A 16929-nucleotide genomic window follows, 5' to 3' on the forward strand; every position below is an offset into this window, starting at 1 on the left:
GCAATGGCATACATTATAGCTAACCACTTATTTGGTCCTTAAAATAAAAAAAGTCGAAATTTGTCCAAATTTAAGCTATTTTTAATGCAATTTTCATGAAAATAGTGTATTGTAAATTTACATTCATAAACACGAGGTGATGAGCATGCCAGCTCTTGCGAAAATTCAAGCTTTAAAAGAACAAATGCCCAAAGAATACCAAAGCATTTCCCACTTTGTGGAACATGCATTGGAGTCCATTGATACTCTGGTCGAGGAACATCGGAAGTACGTAGCTGCACAGGCATTATACGGCGATAAAATCGTTGGATCGGAAGAACGCTTGTACAGAGAAACCGTACTTGATGTTAGAGCACAGTTGTTGATGACTCTCGAGAAAACGGTAGAAGATCTGTTGCACAAAGGCGACAAACACTGGAACAAACACTTTAAGGATGGCGTAGAGTAGTTCTTATATTTCTTCCACAGTTTGAAAAAATGGCCCGTTTTCCGATATTCTCCCTCGTGGAGTGTAACGGAAAGCGGGCTTTTTTGTGCTGTGCTGTATTTTGCAATCAAATGAAGTGAGGAATCCCTGTCATCTCGATCAGAATAAAAATTGTTTTACTTATTTACTCCAACCTCTGTATGTTAAAATATGTCAACTACCTTAACCATCTCTTGTTAATATAGTTATTTAAGATGGAGGTCAATATTCAAATGACAAACACCCATAGAATCAATAGGCCGCGCGGAAAAATACTTGCAGCTTTATTAACTGCAATTGTAATTTCACTTGTAATGGGGATATATCACTACGTTCCCTTGGATGAAAGAATAGAGAATACTCACTATTATTCATTCGGGTATAAATTTACGGTTGGATTATTGATTAACCTCGCTATTTTACTTTTCTTAATTACACCACTTTCTATATTGGTTGATGGGTTACTTTTATACAGAAAAAAGGATAATACGCATATGAGATTGCTCGTTGCTATTGCCGCATATGCTCTATTAGGTTTCATAGGTGGAATCATCTACTCGATATTCACACGTAACTTCAATACTTTTTCCGCTCAGACTATCCACATTGTTGTATGTTCTCTTGTCTTTTTAGCTTTCCAGTTGGTATTAAATCGGAGTTTTCTTCACTCATCTTCACACCGATAAATAGATCGCGTGCCGTCACTCAACTCCAAACAACTTGTACCGAATATCAATCTTCCCATCTTTCACTCTCATCTGGACCTCACCCATCTGATCCGTCCGATAAATCTCTGACCCGGTAGCTTCCAGACGTTCCATCACTCCCGGATTGGGATGCCCATATGTATTGTTAACTCCTGCTGATATCACAGCGGTTTTGGCATTCCAGTATTGGAGCCAAGCTTCGGTTGAAGACGTTTTACTCCCATGATGAGCGACTTTTAGAACGTCAATGGAGACAGACGCCACCGCTGAAGCATCATTTAAATTAACCTGCAACGGGCGTGTAAGTACCCTTTGTACAACTCCCTCTGTAACTCCAAGATCTACACCTTTCTGTTCAAACTGGGCCGCTAATGAGCCATCTTGAATCATATAGAGCAGGTCCTGTTCGGCAGCAGCATCCATATCGCCAGTAAACAACATAGAAGTCCCAGCCATGTCTAGCAAAAAGACAACGGAATCATGATTTTGGTGTTCAGACACAGGCAAACTGCCAGAAGCCTCTACTTCCATGTGTGCCAGATCTGGAGCTATAAAATGTAGACTCGTCTCCTTATCAGCCTTATACGACATGCCCTGCTGAATGGCGTATAGAGGAATTTTCCGTTCCATGGCTGTGTCCAGTAATTTATCAAAGTTTTCTTTACCACTGGTTGTGCCATTAAACATGAAACGCTTAACCGGAATCTGTTCCAGCACAGCCTGTAGTCCTCCGGCATGATCCTGATCGGCATGCGTTACAATGACAGCGTCCAGTTGATGGATGCCTCTCTTTTTCAATAAAGGAACAACCACCTTGGCTCCTACCTCATACGGATCACGCCTTGTTTTCCATGATTGTTCGGTGTTCCCGAAGTTCACCGTTCCACCACCATCCACCAAAATGTGTTTGCCTTCCGGGGTTGTAATCAATGTACTGTCCCCTTGCCCAATATCCAAAAACTGCACGATGCCAGCTCCAGCAGGCTTCGGAGTCTGGTATGCCCACCACAATCCAGCAATAAAGCTGAGCGCGAGCAACCCGCACAACCATTGCTGAGCTTTACTCATTCGTTCATGTGCATAATATCCTGCACCTCGTGCGGTAAATGCACTTGTATACTCCGGCCAGGCAATACTGGCTCCTAATGTCGTTAATGAAGTTTCTTTTTCACCTACACCGTTCTTACCTTGATCCTGTGCCACGGCAGACATCGAAGAGCGAATGCCCACATTTCCCATGGCAACAGAAGGCTGTCGCCTCACAAGAGGAGCCGTATCCTCCTCAATAAACGCTGTTTCTCGCTGCTCACCATTACCACGATGCAACAGGTAGAGTAAGGCATACAACACAGCATAGTATGCGGCAATCCATAACAAGGAAGGTGTCGCCCAGATCAACACAAAACCTGGCAGGCTGTTCATCCACTCCACGCTTACAAATGTCAGTTGGTTCAGTTGAATCGCTATCCATGCGAGGGGTTTCGCCAAAGGAACCCATATGAATGACAATAGCATGGCGACCGTCCCCAGAGGTAATACAATAGCACTGATCAAAGAAACAAGCAGAAAGTTAGCCACAAATGAGAGCAGTGAGAACTGGTTGAAATACAAAATCGTTACTGGGAACGAAATCAGCTGAGCGGTCACCGTAACCGATGCTGTTGCGGCAAGAGATTTTGGCCAATTACTGAACAGTCGATTAATCAATGGCATATAGATCATCAAACCTGCGGTCACGAGAAAGGATAACTGAAAGCTGACGCTCAGCAAAAAGTACGGGTCCCACCACATCATCAGTAATGCCGCTGCACTAATCATCTGAAGGCCGTCTCTCGCGAGACCACGACGTGCCATATACAGACCAATCATGGACATAATTCCTGCACGAATCACTGAAGGTGATCCACCGGATAGCAGTACATAAGCTGGCACCAGGATCAGAACAATCGTGAGTGCCGTCTCTCTGGTAAGCCTTATCCAAGATAGAATAAGTAGCAGCGAAGCTACATATACAGCGACATGTGTTCCAGATATTGCCAGAATATGCGTTAGACCCAGTTGTGAAAATTGACCATAGGTGCCTGGATCGATATCATTAGCCATCCCGATAATCAGACCCTTCATATATCCTGCATGAGGCTCAGGAAATAACTGCTCAACCGCCGAACCCAACGTATGCCTCGTCCAATCCGTCCATCGTAGTACGTTAAATAATCCAAGCCCTTCAGGGGGAGCTGCTGTAACTGAACTGGCTCCCTTCACTTTGAACAACCAATGGATATGCAGGGTTCGCAAATAACTGCGATAATCAAACCCGCCAAAGTTCCTGGCTTCACCAGGAAGGGCAAAAGAACCATTAAGTGTGATTGAATCCCCCCTCTTCCAACCTGCTGCTACTTGCTGTTCCTCTTCCTCCATCAGTCTGACTTGAACCATCAATTGTTCATCTATTTTGAATGTAGATAATGCTGCCAGATCTGTATCTGCTGATGAATTCGATATGGGCAATATTGAAGACATCTGTATCTTAAAGTCTGCCCGATCTCCATCAATGCGTACATCTGACACAAGCTCACCCTGAATTTCGGCTGCCAAACCGTCCAACTCTCTAGCAGAAATATGAGTAGTCTCAGGCAGTCTGCTATGATTGCGTGCGTCATTCCATTCCCAATGTGCAGCACCTCCAATAAAGGCAGTGAGTAAAAATAAAATGGACCATCCACGAACATCAATGAAACGAAGTAGAAGTGGCAGACACGCCAGCGCTCCAATCATTCCCCAGATCAATGTCCAGCCTGTTAAAGCACTTGCCATCCCGCTACCGCATAACCAGCAAATCGTAAAGCTTAGCAAAGGTCTACCTTTCATTCATCCCCCTCCTTCATCTCATCCGTTGAACGCAGAAAAACCCCCAGAAAGCCCATTCAGGCTTGCCGGAGGTTCTCCCTCGCGTATTCGACCATATTCACATTAATTGCTCACAGTCATCATCGTTTCACGCGGGGGCTGGTAATTCTCCAGTCTGCGGAACGTTATGCCCTTCTGTTGCATCATGTTGGTAACCTTACCGGTATCTTTAGGATAAGAACGATGAAAGACGATTTCTGTAATTCCACTATTCGCCAGCATATTTGCACATGTCCAGCAAGGTTCGTCGGTCACATACACAGACGAGCCTTCGCGGTCAATTCGATCTGTGAATAAAAGCAAATTTTGCTCCGCATGGATTGTGCGAATGCAGCGTTGCTTTTTGACCATTTCTTCCCGACCATCGGTCACGACCAACTCATATTCTTCTGAAATCATGCAACCTGCTTCAGAACAATCCGGGACGCCGGTGGGTGCACCATTATAGGCTGTTCCCAGCAGTTTCTTTCCCTGAACAAGAACGGAACCCACGTGACGACGCGAACAGCGGGAACGGGTCGAGACCATATATGCAATGTCCATAAAATACGTGTCCCAGTCCTTGCGTACCTCTACTGTACTCATGCTGCTTTCCTCCCGCTCAACACAATTTTTATTCTAAAATTAACGGATCTGCACATACGGTGCCATCTTCTCCAGCATCTTCATGCCAATTCCTTTGACCTTCGTCAGATCACTAACTTTCGCAAAAGGACCATGTGCATTCCGATAGTCCACAATAGCCTGAGCTTTCTTCTCTCCGATTCCGGGAAGCTCTGTAAGCTTGGAGACAGGCGCTGTATTCACATCAATTTTCCCACTGTCACCAGATTCCTCACGAACTACAGGTGCATTACTGTTCGAAGCCGTCTCGGAGGTAACCAAAGGATTCGAGTTCGTACTTTGCGCAACTGGTTCAATCGAATTTGAGGTGTCTGGTGGATTATCATTTGCCTGACTTGTAGTTTGAACTCCCGAATCACCTTCAACTGAAGCGCTCGCAAGCTCTTTAGACTTATCTGCCTTTGCATCATTCCCAGTCTGCATTCCACTTGCATCCGATCCTGAAGATGCTCCTGTATTGCCCTGAACCGAAGTAGCCGACAGTACAGCAGGGAGTTCCTGCTCTATCGTCGGCTTCTCGGTGCCGAGCTGCAAGGGTTCCCAGCCACTAGGTGGTTGTTCACTTTTGCCCGACCATAATATAAGTATACTTCCAACCACCGCAGCAGCAATGGTCATTCCTTTATTCCATCTCATTCTTCCACACCTCTCCCTGAATTCAAAATCATTCATTTCGAACACGGGCGGTGCTTCCGAACCGTTGAACTTCCCTGATGAAACAAGTTGTGCATTTTTCATGTCATGTGAAACAGGTCCTCACGCATAGAATAGAGGGAATGAACTGCGCCAGTACCGTAAAGCATGAAAGGAGGCCTGAAACAATGAAGGTTGGATTTATCGGAACCGGCAGCATGGGCAGCCTGTTGATCTATGCCCTGATCCAATCGGGTGCACTTGAGCCCCGGCAGATCGCCGCCAGCAATCGAACCCCGTCCAAAGTACGTCAGTTATCCCTCCGTTACCCCGGTCTGCATGAATCCCAGAGCAATCGGGAAACGGTGATCCGAAGCAATATCATCTTCCTGTGCGTGAAGCCGCTTGAATTCAAACATGTCATTGACGACATCCTGCCTGTCGTGAATCCCAATCATATAATTGTCTCGATCACCAGTCCCGTGCAGCTGCGACATCTGGAATCTTCACTTCCTTGCAAAGTCTCCAAGGTAATTCCCAGCGTCACACACCAAGTCGGCAGTGGAGCGTCCCTCTGCATACATGGCGAACGAATGACCAGTGAAGACCGCGCTGTGTTGGAAAGTCTGCTCAGTCATATAGGCAGGCCGTACCAGGTGGATGAAGCCTGTACAAGAATCACATCCGACTTCTCTAGCTGCGGACCTGCATTCATATCGTTCTTTTTGGAACAGTGGATCGAAAGCGCCGTGAAGCTGACAGGCATCAAAAGGGCAGATGCCTGCGCTCTGGCTGGCGAAATGCTCCTGGGAACAGGCAAGCTGCTCACCGAAGGAGGATACACGCCGCAAGAGCTTCAGGCTCGTGTCGCTGTACCTGGCGGTATTACCGCTCAGGCACTTGCACTGCTGAAGGTTAGTCTCGACGGTGTTTTCGACAGCCTGATCCACACGACACATGACAAATATGATGAAGATTTGTTAAAGCTGGATGAACTATTCCGAGCCGGTGAGATTAACCGGCAACAATATTAACGAGTTTGCCTGGAACGGCAATGACCTTGCGAATGGTCTTGCCTTCCAGCGCCTGCTTAACAGGTGCCAGCTCCATCGTAAAGTCCTGCATACCCTGTGCATCCAGATCCTTCGCGATCGTCGCACGGGTTACGATTTTACCGTTTACCTGAACAACGATTTCTACTTCCGCATCCACTGTCATGGACTCATCATATTCAGGCCAAGCCACGTAAGAAATGCCACCTTCATGACCCAAACGACTCCACAGTTCCTCTGCCATATGCGGTGCCAGTGGTGACAACAACTGCACAAAGTTCTCCATCGCTTCACGAGGCAGTGTGTCGGCTTTGTATGCATCGTTGATGAAAATCATCAGCTGGCTGATGGATGTGTTGAAGCGCAGGTGTTCCAGATCTTCCGTAACTTTTTTAATCGTTTTGTGGGCAGTCCGTTTGAACTCATCCGTTCCACCGTCCACCGTAATCTTGTCATTGATGGCTCCTGTGTCTTCGTTAATGAAGAGACGCCATACACGTGACAGGAAGCGGTGCATGCCTTCAACCCCGTTTGCATTCCACGGTTTTGTCGCTTCCAAGGGTCCCATGAACATCTCGTACAGACGCAATGTATCTGCACCGAATTCATTGACGATTTCATCGGGATTGATAACATTACCACGAGATTTACTCATTTTCTCATTATTCGTGCCCAGGATCATACCTTGGTTAACAAGTTTATGGAAAGGCTCTTTTGTATCGACAACACCCAGATCATACAGCACTTTATGCCAGAAACGAGCGTACAGCAAGTGAAGTACCGCGTGCTCTGCTCCACCAATATACAGATCAACTGGCAGCCATTGCTGCTGTTTCTCCTTGGAAATCAGTTCCTTGTCATTGTGCGGATCGATAAAGCGCAGGTAGTACCAGCAGCTACCCGCCCATTGTGGCATGGTGTTGGTCTCACGACGTGCCTTCATTCCCGTTTCCGGATCTACTGTATTTACCCAATCCGTAACATTCGCCAGTGGTGATTCTCCAGTACCCGAAGGTTTGATCTGGTCGATATCAGGCAACAGCAGTGGAAGTTGATCCTCCGGTACTGTTTTCATCGTTCCGTCTTCCAGATGCAGAATCGGGATTGGTTCACCCCAGTAACGCTGACGGCTGAACAGCCAATCGCGCAGACGATAGGTCACTTTCCCTTGTCCTTTGCCGTTCTCTTCCAACCAAGCAATCATCTTGGCAACCGCTTCTTCATTGTTCAGTCCGTTGAGGAAATCGGAATTCACATGCGCGCCATCACCCGAGTACGCCTCTTGTGTAACGTCCCCACCTTGGATAACCTCGATGATATCCAGACCGAACTGCTTCGCAAATTCCCAGTCACGTGCATCATGACCCGGAACAGCCATAACCGCACCTGTACCGTAACCTGCAAGAACGTAATCAGCAATCCAGATCGGCAGTTTCGCGCCATTAACGGGATTGATTGCATAAGCGCCGGTGAATACACCTGTTTTGTCTTTGGCCAAATCTGTACGTTCCAGATCACTCTTACGAGAAGCCTGCTCCTGATAAGCCTGAATCGCTTCACGTTGGTCATCGGTTGTAATCGCTTCTACCAACTCATGTTCCGGAGCAAGTACTGCAAAGCTCGCACCGAACAATGTGTCCGCACGGGTAGTGAACACCTTGATGACTTCCTCGCGACCCTCAATGGCAAATACAACCTCTGCACCTGTCGATTTACCGATCCAGTTACGCTGCATATCCTTAATGCTTTCAGACCAATCCAGCTCTTCCAGGTCTTCCAACAGGCGCTCTGCATACTCGGTAATTTTCAGGACCCACTGGCGCATCGGTTTGCGTACAACCGGATGTCCACCACGTTCACTCTTGCCATCAATAACCTCTTCATTAGCCAGTACCGTTCCAAGGGCCTCACACCAGTTAACTGCGACTTCATCCACATAAGCCAAGCCTTTATTGTACAGCTGAATAAAGATCCATTGCGTCCATTTATAGTATTCAGGGTCCGTTGTGCTGATCTCACGATCCCAGTCATAGGAGAACCCGAGCGATTTGATCTGGCGACGGAAATTGTCAATATTGCGGAATGTAATATGCCGTGGATGTTCACCTGTATCCAGTGCATGCTGCTCAGCAGGCAGACCGAAAGCGTCCCAACCCATGGGGTGCAATACATTGTAACCGCGCATACGTTTGTAACGGGAAACGATATCCGTTGCCGTATATCCTTCCGGGTGGCCTACGTGCAGACCTGAACCGGATGGGTAAGGGAACATATCCAGTGCATAAAACTTCGGTTTAACCGGGTCCTCACCTGTTTTAAACGTTTTATTTGCATCCCAGTATTGCTGCCAACTTTTTTCCATGACTTGTGGCTGATAGCCGTGTTTCGGCTGGTTATTATCACTCATCTATTGTTCCTCCTTCAGGTTATTCGCTTTATCTTTAATTGCAACAAAAAAACCTCAGCATCCCGTAGCGTTTGCAGCGCTAGGGACGAGAGGTTGAATTCCCGTGGTACCACCCTAGTTAGCGGACGAACGTGCTTCGTCATCCACTCCCTTTGGACCTGTAACGGCGGTTAACCGATGCGGATTTCCATTCCTGAACCCAAGCTTTATACAAGCAGGTTAAACAGAATGGTGTAATCACCGCATTTCTCCAAGGCGAGTTCGCAAATCACTGTCAACCGGCTTGCACCAACCGCCGGCTCTCTGTTATGTACAGGAATCACTACTAATCCTTATCATCGAAATATGTATACAATATCGGGACCATTATATAAAAAAGCAAGCCCAAAGTCAATATTACACGTGATAATTGCCATCTTGAAGAACACGATTCGAACTGTTCCATAGCGCTAGCTGTTATTTAGGATAAGCGAAAACGCTCAATACCTTCCTCCAGATTATGAATGGTCCAATTCACATGTTCCTGATTATCATATTGGCGATAAGCGCACTCAATGCGTAGTACAAGATCAAAGTACAAGTCATACAGACTTCTTCTTCTCAGCTCACTTTCAGTCGTAATCGCATGCCCATACCCTTTCACAAAACCGGGAGTATAGTTAAAATGACTGAAATAATGCTCCATCAGAGGGTCTGCCCACAAAGAACGCTCAAAATCTATAATCGCTGTGATATGACCTGCATCCACTAACACATTGCCATCCCACAGATCCCAACTGACAAGCACAGGTTCTTCGACATCGTCCAGCACATCCGATTTTTCTTCAATCAAGCGTCTCAACTCAGGGTAATCCATCGAAAATGTAATCCCGGCTTCTTCCCCATCGGTAAGAATGTCATCCATCAAATTCATAAATGCTTCTTTCCATGTGGAATATCGCTGTTTTTGCTCCGAGAAATATCCGAACTGCTCACCCTTGATTTCATTAATTCGACGATTGTACTGACCCAGCTGGTGTTCAATGGCTTCCTGTTCTTCCGCAGAATATTGATCCTTGACCTGATTATAGGGTGTTCCAGACATGTACTCCATAATAAAATAACGCGCTGAAGCCATAGTTAACGAATCATCATAAGCCAACACTTGGGGTACGGGAACATCCTGTAGCTCCGTAATGAGGTGCAGTGCCTCAACTTCGGCAATCATGAGATCCTGTTCACAGCGCATCAGATTTGTCGAAGCTGACGGGGGCAATTTTGAGTACCACCCGCTGGGCGTCACTCCGTGTAATGAGATATGCGTGATTGGCCCAGCCATCCACCATTTCCTTATAGTCCTGTATACTTGCAGAGAAATGATGCTCTATTATGGCATTCAACTGTTCTGACGAGAGTCTTGTTTTATATGTACTTTCCAATTCTACACCTCACATTGACTATTGATTGATTTTCTTAGAAAACGCTTTCCATCCGACTATTATGGCCTCCTTTACTATAACTGGCAATACTTTTTGTCACGCTATTTTATCTTTCCTAGCATTTCCTTGGCGGATTATAGAAGCTTGTTATTCATTATCCATGGAAAATCAAACAAAAAAACTGCCCTTATGCATCATAAGGACAGTTCTCATTATTCGCTCTTATTTCACAGCAACGTAGAACAAGCGCTGTGCGCTGTCTCCGGCCTCTTTCCATTCAAAATCCCCATATACCTTCACGTCTCTGAATCCTGCCTTGGACAACTCCAGCTTCATCCAGTCCGGATCATACGCACGCTGAACATGAACTTCTTCAAAGCGCTGGTACATATCCTTGCTACCATCATCCACACGCGAAAAGATACTGAGATGATGCTCGATCTCACAGCGATCCTGGTCCAGATCACAAGTCCAAATATAAGATACGGAGCGCTCATCCAGTACGAAAGGCTGCTCCTCATCATAACGAATAAGGGTATTGGGATGATGCACATCAAACAGGAACGTTCCACCAGGCTTCAGCATCTCATATGTGCGCTGGAATGTACGAACGACATCTTCTTGTTCAAGCAGGTAATTGACGCAATCACAGAAAGATATCACCGAATCCACAGGCTCCGGAACTCGCCATTCCCGCATATCCTGCTGCACCCAACGGACACTGCCCTCGCGATACAAGCGATGACCCTGAGGCGTAGCCTCCATCTTGCTGCGTGCAACCGACAGCATATCTGATGAGAGGTCAATGCCTGTAACTTCAAAACCTGAGTTTACGAGCGGGATCGTAATAGAGCCCGTTCCACAGCCAAGTTCAGCGACACTTTTGGGCATTCCATGCTGTTCCCATGCTGTTCTTGCAAACCTTATCCAGTCCGGATAAGGCATATCTTCCATTAATTCATCATACACATAGGCAAATTTCCGGTAAGACATGTCAGGCACCGCACTTTCAATTTCATTTTCCAATCCTGCTAACAAAAGAAAAAGCAGGGGCATCCGGTGTTTACCCAGCCTATCCCTGCCTTATCCGAGTTCCATATTACAACTATTTAATCAGTAAAATTACTTGTTTTCACTTTGATCCGCAGGAGCAGATTCGGACAGATACGTCCAGCTTTCCTTTTGAACCACCAATCCGTCTTTCATCAATTTGCCCAAGGCACGCTTGAAAGCAGACTTACTGATGCCAAAGCGCTGCTTGATGATATCCGGCGGAGTTGCATCCGAGTAAGGCATGCCGCCCATAGGACGCTCTTTCATAAAGGCGAGCAGCTTGTCTGCATCTTCGTTACGTCCAACTTGTTTGAGTTGAGTCATAGCCAGATTCACACGACCGTCTTCACGTACCAGTGTCACCCGACATTTAACTTTCTCACCCAGACGCAACAAATGACTACGTTCAGATGAATGAATCATCCCAATCGCGCCAAAGCCCAGTACACCGCCCTCTACAAGTACAAAAGTACCCATCTGCAGTGGCTTGTATACCGTCGCTTCAACCCATTCGTTTAACCATGAAGTTGGCGCATGGAAAGACAAGGGTGAAAGCTCACGCTCCCCGGCCAATTTGGCACGCAGACGTCCCTGCTTGTCATGTTCCATGATTACAAAGACTTCATCCCCTACTTGAGGACGCAGTTCTTCCAGTTCAGGCAATTCACGAATAGGAAGCAGCAATTGCCGTCCAAGTCCCATTTCAAGGAAACAGCCCAGTCGTGGGTGAACATCAGCCACAACCAGTCGTGCCATTTCGCCAAGCATGAGATAAGGTTTTTTCATCGTTACGGCCAGACGATCTTCCGTATCAAAGAATACAAATACCTCAAGTGTCTCACCAATCTTAATATCCCGCGTTAACTCGGTGTAGTGAAGCAGTACATCTTCCGATCCTGTCGTCAAAAAGAAACCAAACGGAGACACTTCACGTGAAACCGGCAAAGAGACGACTGTTCCAGCAATCAAACTCATACAGTTTCCACCACTTTGGCGTCAGACCATAGACGTTCAATGTTGTAGTATTCACGCTCGTCGCGGTGGAAGATATGAACAACAACATCGCCCATGTCCATCAGTACCCAACGTGCGGAATCCATACCTTCGATACCTTTGATCGTCGCTCCGGCTGCATGAGCCTGTTTGCGAATTTCAGTGGCAATGGCTTGTACCTGTGTATCGGAATTCCCGTGACAAATAACAAAATAATCCGCCACCAGAGAAACATTAATCAGATCCAATGCTACAATATTGGATGCCTTTTTGTCGTCAGCGGCAGCAACCGCCATATTCATAAGTTCTTTCGATGATACTGTCATGAACCAACCTCCATAATCTATAATTGTGTGTTCAAAAAGATCAGTTTTCAGTACCGAGAAGATGGAATAAAGCTAGAAATGGAGTAGCGGAGCGTAGGCAAACTACGTGAGCAACGGACATTTCAGCTGAATTTCATCTTCGATGCTGATGATGCCGCTAGGCATCCTTCGTAATCAAAAGTGGGCTTTTTGAACAACCTCTATAATTGTGCAATTAAGTCATTCCGCGACAGCATAGTCAAAGGATAAATGACACGGCGCTGCGAGATCAGCAAGCTGATCGTCGAATCGAATCCGGCAATTAAACCTTCCTCCAGACTACGTTCAGCCTGTTCGCGAATATGATCCACTCCCGGGAAATCTCGTCCCGGTTCAATGTAATCGGCAAGACATACCACTTTGTCCAGCAAGCTCATGCCTACCCGACCCGAGGTATGCCACCGGATGGCATGAATAACTTCGGAATCTTCCACACCGTAATCACGCTTGGCTACAAAAGCACCGACTTCGGAATGCCAGAGCTGCTTGTCATGCTGCAGAAGTTCCTGGTTTAATCCGTTATCACGGATGACCGCTTCCATCTCCGCTACGGGCCAGTACTTCGCCACATCATGCAATATCGCTGCCAGATCTGCTTTCACAGGATCAGCACCGTATTTTTCAGCCAACATCACTGACGATTCCATCACGCCCAGTGTATGCTTCCAGCGTTTTTCCGGCATTTGGCCGGATACGGCTTGAATCAGTTCCTCACGGCTTAGTGCCATATAAACCGCTCCTTACAATGTATTGGTGCACCTCATCAGGAATCATGAAGCGTACCGAATGTCCTTTGGCTAGACGTCTGCGTACGGCTGTCGATGAAATATCAACCAAGGGCATCTCGGCTAATAGGACCCGATCCTGTAACTCGTCTGGTAGATCATCCAGATGTAACTGGAAGCCCGGCCGACCAACCCCAATAAAGGTTAAGCGTTCGGCAAGTTCTTCAATCTGCTCCCATTTGGGAAGATAGTTCACCATATCCGCCCCGATAATGAAATAAAATTCATGTTCAGGATGGCGACGCCACAGTTCCTTCATCGTATCGATTGTATAAGACACTCCGCCCAGTTCCATCTCGATGCCCAGCACCTCATATTGCTGCACACCCTTCACAGCCGCTTCCGTCATGTCGAGACGTTGCTGTCCCGAAGCTCCGGCTCCGCGCTTGTGAGGTGGAACATGGGAGGGCATGAACCAGATTTCATCCAGTGCATGTGAATCCCTTGCCGCCTCTGCTGCCAGGAGGTGCCCCATGTGGATCGGATCAAACGTACCACCCATGATGCCGATCTTCACCTGCGTCACGCTCCCTTATCTAGGTAATTCGATTTGTTTGTTATCGCGCGATTCTTTGTACAGGATGATGGTGTTACCGATGAGTTGTACAAGCTCACTTCCCGTTTCACGGGCAACTTCTTCTGCCATCTCTTTTCTGTCCTCGTCATTGTTGTTCAACACTTGCACTTTCATCAATTCGCGCTTCTCAATCGCATCTTCGATGTGACGGAACAGGTGCTCGTTGGTTCCACCTTTACCAATCTGAAATACAGGGGTCAGGTGATGTGCCTGTGACCGCAAAAAGCGCTTTTGTTTACCGTTTAACATGAATACTCCATACTCCTTATGTTGAGCAGGCCCTTCGACAGCTCAAAGACTGTCCAGGCCTGACCGTTCAATTATTATTTTCACACTTCAAAACTGTTTAGTACAGCTCGTCTCATCGTCTCCACTGGAGCCGGAATACCGAGCCAATGTTCAAAGGCCACTGCACCCTGGTATACAAACATACCCAGACCACCGTGTACCGTGCACCCGCGTAACCGCGACTCCCGGAGCAGACGGGTTTCCAGCGGATTGTAGATCAGATCACTCACCGCTGCTCCTTCACGGATCAGTGTGGGATCAACCGGTACGTCATCAACATGTGGGTGCATTCCTGCAGCCGTTGTGTTAATAACGATATCCGCCTTAGCCAGCACCGTCGCAGCGTCTTCCATCCCACTACCCAAGATCTCTCCCAAGCCGTGGCCCCGCAAATCCGAAGCAAGTGCAATAGCCCTGTCCGCTGTACGGTTCAGAATATGGATCTGTTCAGGCTTCTCCAGTGCAAGTGCGTATATGACGCCTCTCGCTGCTCCACCTGCGCCCAGTACAGCAATACGTTTACCCGCAAGCTCCGGCACAGCCTCTTCCTTCAGAGATCGGACATAGCCAATACCATCCGTATTGTACCCTGTCAGTGTTCCACCTTCATTGACGATGGTATTCACCGCACCAATGAGGCGAGCACTTTCATCGATCACATCCAGATACTGCATCACCTGCTCTTTGTGCGGGATGGTGACATTGACACCACGATAGCCCAGTGCCACAATTCCCCGAACTGCCGCTTCCAGTTGATCTGGATGAACATGCAGTGGCATATACATTCCATTCACTCCTGCAGCCTGCAGAGCCGCATTGTGCATTGCCGGCGACTTGGAGTGAGCAATAGGATCACCCATGACGCCAAGCAACACCGGAAGTGAAGAGTTGAACTTTTTCTGCTCAGACATAGGTCCGCCTCCGATCCATCTGATGTACAGTTTCTGAGATTACTAGATCAAGGATGGGCGGATCTGTACACGAATGCCTTTTGGAGCATGAACAGCAACCAGTGCGCCAATATCGCCATTTACCTTAATCCAGCCCAGACCCGAGATGAACACATCCGATTGACTGCCGCGTTTGATGCGGAATTCATGTCTGGTCCATTCAGCCATCTCTGCTGCATCCTCACGGGTTGGCGGAGACAACAATTCTCCCAGATGGTCGCGGTACAGGTCATCTGCACGCTCCAGCTTCGTCCGGTGAATATCAAGCGCAGTGCTGATAAAACAAGTGAACGACTGGCGATCACCTTCAACAAAGTCGAATCGAGCCATGCCGCCAAAGAACAGCGTCTGACCGGAGTTCAACTGATAAACAGCCGGTTTAAGCGGTTTTTCCGGCATGATGGCAGCGAGATCCTTACGTGAAACAATCTCGCTGAAACGCCATGGATACACGATTCCAGGCGTATCAATGATATATTTTCCATCATCCAGCGGAATGTTTACCATATCCAGCGTCGTTCCCGGATAACGGGACGTGGTCAGTTCCTGCTCCAGATCGCTGTAATCACGGATCAGACGGTTAATCAGTGTGGATTTACCCACATTGGTACCGCCAACCACGTACACGTCACGATCTTCGCGATACGTTCCCACGAGCTCAAGCAGTCGGTCGAAGCCCTGATTTTGCTTCGCACTGCACAAGACAACATCCACTGTGCGCAAACCTTGTTCCTTGGCTTGCTTTTGTACCCAGTTTCGAACCTTGTTCCAGTTGGTTACCTTCGGAAGCAAGTCCGTTTTGTTCACAGCAAGCAATACTGGATTGTTGCCTACAAAACGTTGCAGACCGGAGATAATACTGCCATCAAAGTCAAACAAATCAACGATATGGATGACAAGTGCATCCTTATCCCCGATTTTGCTAAGCAGCGCCAGGAATTCGTCCTGATCCACCGTAACGGATGATGACTCATTGTAGTTTTTGATACGGAAACAGCGCTGGCATATAACCGGTTCACGATCCAGTGCCTTCTCGGGGATAAACCCTGGTAATTCCGAATTTTCTGTTTGCAGATGCACGCCGCATCCGCTGCACCTTACGGCAAGATTGCCGTTATGCGGTTCTGTCATTTCTTCTTTTCCTCCTCAAGCCATAAGCCTTTCCTGCGTAAACTCGTTAGAGCAATCCGTTCCACGCGCCGATTGAAGCGGGTCATAAAGCCTTCGTCTCCAATGGAGATTGGCAATACCAGAACGGTATATAGCCCCATTCGGTTCCCTCCATAGACGTCCGTAAGCATCTGATCGCCTACTACAATCGTTTTTTCAGGAGATAACTCCATCATTTTCATTGCTCTACGAAACGGTACATTCGATGGTTTGCGTGCACTATGCACAAACTGGATATCCAGCGGGGTCGCAAACAGGGATACACGATTCAAATTGTTATTGGACACAATCATCAGCTTGAAACCTGCCTCTTTCACACGTGCAAACCATTCAATCAGTTCGGGCGTAGCGTCAGGGGCTTTGGCTCCAACGAGTGTGTTATCCAGATCAGTTATAATTCCACGGTAGCCTTGAGCGTACAGCTCTTCCAGATTAATGTCAAAAACCGTGTCTACACGCAGCTTGGGCATTAACATTTTAAACAAAGAAGTCACCTCAGTTTCATACGACACACTATATCACAAATCCGTCTTT

General features: G+C 47.3%; 17 protein-coding genes and 1 other annotated feature. Of the genes, 2 read left to right on the plus strand and 15 right to left on the minus strand.

The features are described 5' to 3' along the window. The first annotated feature begins 145 nt into the window (after nucleotides 1-145). Complete coding sequence (locus NYE45_RS21080; protein WP_062835531.1) at nucleotides 146-448, plus strand: hypothetical protein; 303 nt, start codon at nucleotides 146-148, stop codon at nucleotides 446-448. Between the two features lie 719 nt (nucleotides 449-1167). Here NYE45_RS21080 and NYE45_RS21085 read toward each other — a convergent pair. The 3 genes from NYE45_RS21085 to NYE45_RS21095 all read right to left on the minus strand — a co-directional run bounded on the left by NYE45_RS21085 (nucleotide 1168) and on the right by NYE45_RS21095 (nucleotide 5340). Beyond that, nucleotides 1168-4041 carry a ComEC/Rec2 family competence protein gene (locus tag NYE45_RS21085; protein WP_340013843.1) on the minus strand — a complete coding sequence of 958 codons (2874 nt, stop codon included), beginning with the start codon at nucleotides 4039-4041 and terminating at the stop codon, nucleotides 1168-1170. 102 nt (nucleotides 4042-4143) lie between these two features. Continuing rightward, a complete protein-coding gene (locus tag NYE45_RS21090; protein ID WP_062835557.1) occupies nucleotides 4144-4665 on the minus strand; it encodes a dCMP deaminase family protein in 522 nt (173 codons plus the stop codon). A gap of 39 nt (nucleotides 4666-4704) precedes the next feature. Further along, nucleotides 4705-5340, minus strand: coding sequence for a helix-hairpin-helix domain-containing protein (locus NYE45_RS21095; RefSeq protein WP_340013844.1), 636 nt, complete (start codon nucleotides 5338-5340; stop codon nucleotides 4705-4707). A gap of 185 nt (nucleotides 5341-5525) precedes the next feature. Here NYE45_RS21095 and comER point away from each other — a divergent pair, with 185 nt between their 5' ends. Continuing rightward, nucleotides 5526-6371: a late competence protein ComER gene (comER, locus tag NYE45_RS21100; protein ID WP_036615122.1), complete on the plus strand. Its 846-nt coding sequence runs from the start codon at nucleotides 5526-5528 to the stop codon at nucleotides 6369-6371. Here the strand turns inward: comER and leuS are convergent. The 12 genes from leuS to NYE45_RS21160 all read right to left on the minus strand — a co-directional run bounded on the left by leuS (nucleotide 6352) and on the right by NYE45_RS21160 (nucleotide 16880). Further along, nucleotides 6352-8796, minus strand: a complete 2445-nt coding sequence (gene leuS, locus NYE45_RS21105) for a leucine--tRNA ligase (RefSeq protein WP_340013846.1) — start codon at nucleotides 8794-8796, stop codon at nucleotides 6352-6354. The genes comER and leuS overlap by 20 nt on opposite strands. Before the next feature lie 78 nt (nucleotides 8797-8874). Next, nucleotides 8875-9144, minus strand: a binding site (T-box leader). A gap of 112 nt (nucleotides 9145-9256) precedes the next feature. After that, nucleotides 9257-10024, minus strand: coding sequence for an aminoglycoside phosphotransferase family protein (locus tag NYE45_RS21110; protein WP_340013847.1), 768 nt, complete (start codon nucleotides 10022-10024; stop codon nucleotides 9257-9259). Beyond that, nucleotides 10014-10214: a hypothetical protein gene (locus NYE45_RS21115; RefSeq protein WP_340013848.1), complete on the minus strand. Its 201-nt coding sequence runs from the start codon at nucleotides 10212-10214 to the stop codon at nucleotides 10014-10016. Before NYE45_RS21115 ends, NYE45_RS21110 begins: the two co-directional genes overlap by 11 nt. 222 nt (nucleotides 10215-10436) lie before the next feature. Then, the gene (locus NYE45_RS21120) at nucleotides 10437-11207 is read right to left on the minus strand and encodes a class I SAM-dependent methyltransferase (protein ID WP_340017416.1); all 771 of its coding nucleotides are present in this window, start codon (nucleotides 11205-11207) and stop codon (nucleotides 10437-10439) included. A 129-nt stretch (nucleotides 11208-11336) separates the two neighbouring features. Continuing rightward, complete coding sequence (locus NYE45_RS21125) at nucleotides 11337-12242, minus strand: S1-like domain-containing RNA-binding protein (protein WP_340013849.1); 906 nt, start codon at nucleotides 12240-12242, stop codon at nucleotides 11337-11339. Continuing rightward, nucleotides 12239-12586 (minus strand): ribosome silencing factor, encoded by a 348-nt coding sequence (gene rsfS, locus NYE45_RS21130; RefSeq protein WP_036615136.1) that lies wholly within the window; start codon nucleotides 12584-12586, stop codon nucleotides 12239-12241. The genes NYE45_RS21125 and rsfS overlap by 4 nt, the downstream gene beginning before the upstream one ends. A gap of 200 nt (nucleotides 12587-12786) precedes the next feature. Continuing rightward, nucleotides 12787-13353 (minus strand): bis(5'-nucleosyl)-tetraphosphatase (symmetrical) YqeK, encoded by a 567-nt coding sequence (gene yqeK, locus NYE45_RS21135; protein WP_340013850.1) that lies wholly within the window; start codon nucleotides 13351-13353, stop codon nucleotides 12787-12789. Beyond that, nucleotides 13337-13927 (minus strand): nicotinate-nucleotide adenylyltransferase, encoded by a 591-nt coding sequence (locus tag NYE45_RS21140; protein ID WP_074095918.1) that lies wholly within the window; start codon nucleotides 13925-13927, stop codon nucleotides 13337-13339. Before NYE45_RS21140 ends, yqeK begins: the two co-directional genes overlap by 17 nt. A 15-nt stretch (nucleotides 13928-13942) precedes the next feature. Beyond that, nucleotides 13943-14236, minus strand: a complete 294-nt coding sequence (yhbY, locus tag NYE45_RS21145; RefSeq protein ID WP_017687186.1) for a ribosome assembly RNA-binding protein YhbY — start codon at nucleotides 14234-14236, stop codon at nucleotides 13943-13945. Nucleotides 14237-14316: 80 nt separating this feature from the next. Beyond that, nucleotides 14317-15186, minus strand: coding sequence for a shikimate dehydrogenase (aroE, locus tag NYE45_RS21150; RefSeq protein WP_340013851.1), 870 nt, complete (start codon nucleotides 15184-15186; stop codon nucleotides 14317-14319). Nucleotides 15187-15228: 42 nt separating this feature from the next. Continuing rightward, nucleotides 15229-16356, minus strand: coding sequence for a ribosome biogenesis GTPase YqeH (gene yqeH / locus NYE45_RS21155; protein ID WP_017687184.1), 1128 nt, complete (start codon nucleotides 16354-16356; stop codon nucleotides 15229-15231). Next, a complete protein-coding gene (locus tag NYE45_RS21160) occupies nucleotides 16353-16880 on the minus strand; it encodes a YqeG family HAD IIIA-type phosphatase (RefSeq protein WP_062835565.1) in 528 nt (175 codons plus the stop codon). The genes yqeH and NYE45_RS21160 overlap by 4 nt, the downstream gene beginning before the upstream one ends. Nucleotides 16881-16929: the final 49 nt, after the last annotated feature.

The sequence above is a fragment of the Paenibacillus sp. FSL K6-1318 genome, from assembly GCF_037976905.1.
Taxonomy (GTDB): domain Bacteria; phylum Bacillota; class Bacilli; order Paenibacillales; family Paenibacillaceae; genus Paenibacillus; species Paenibacillus amylolyticus_A.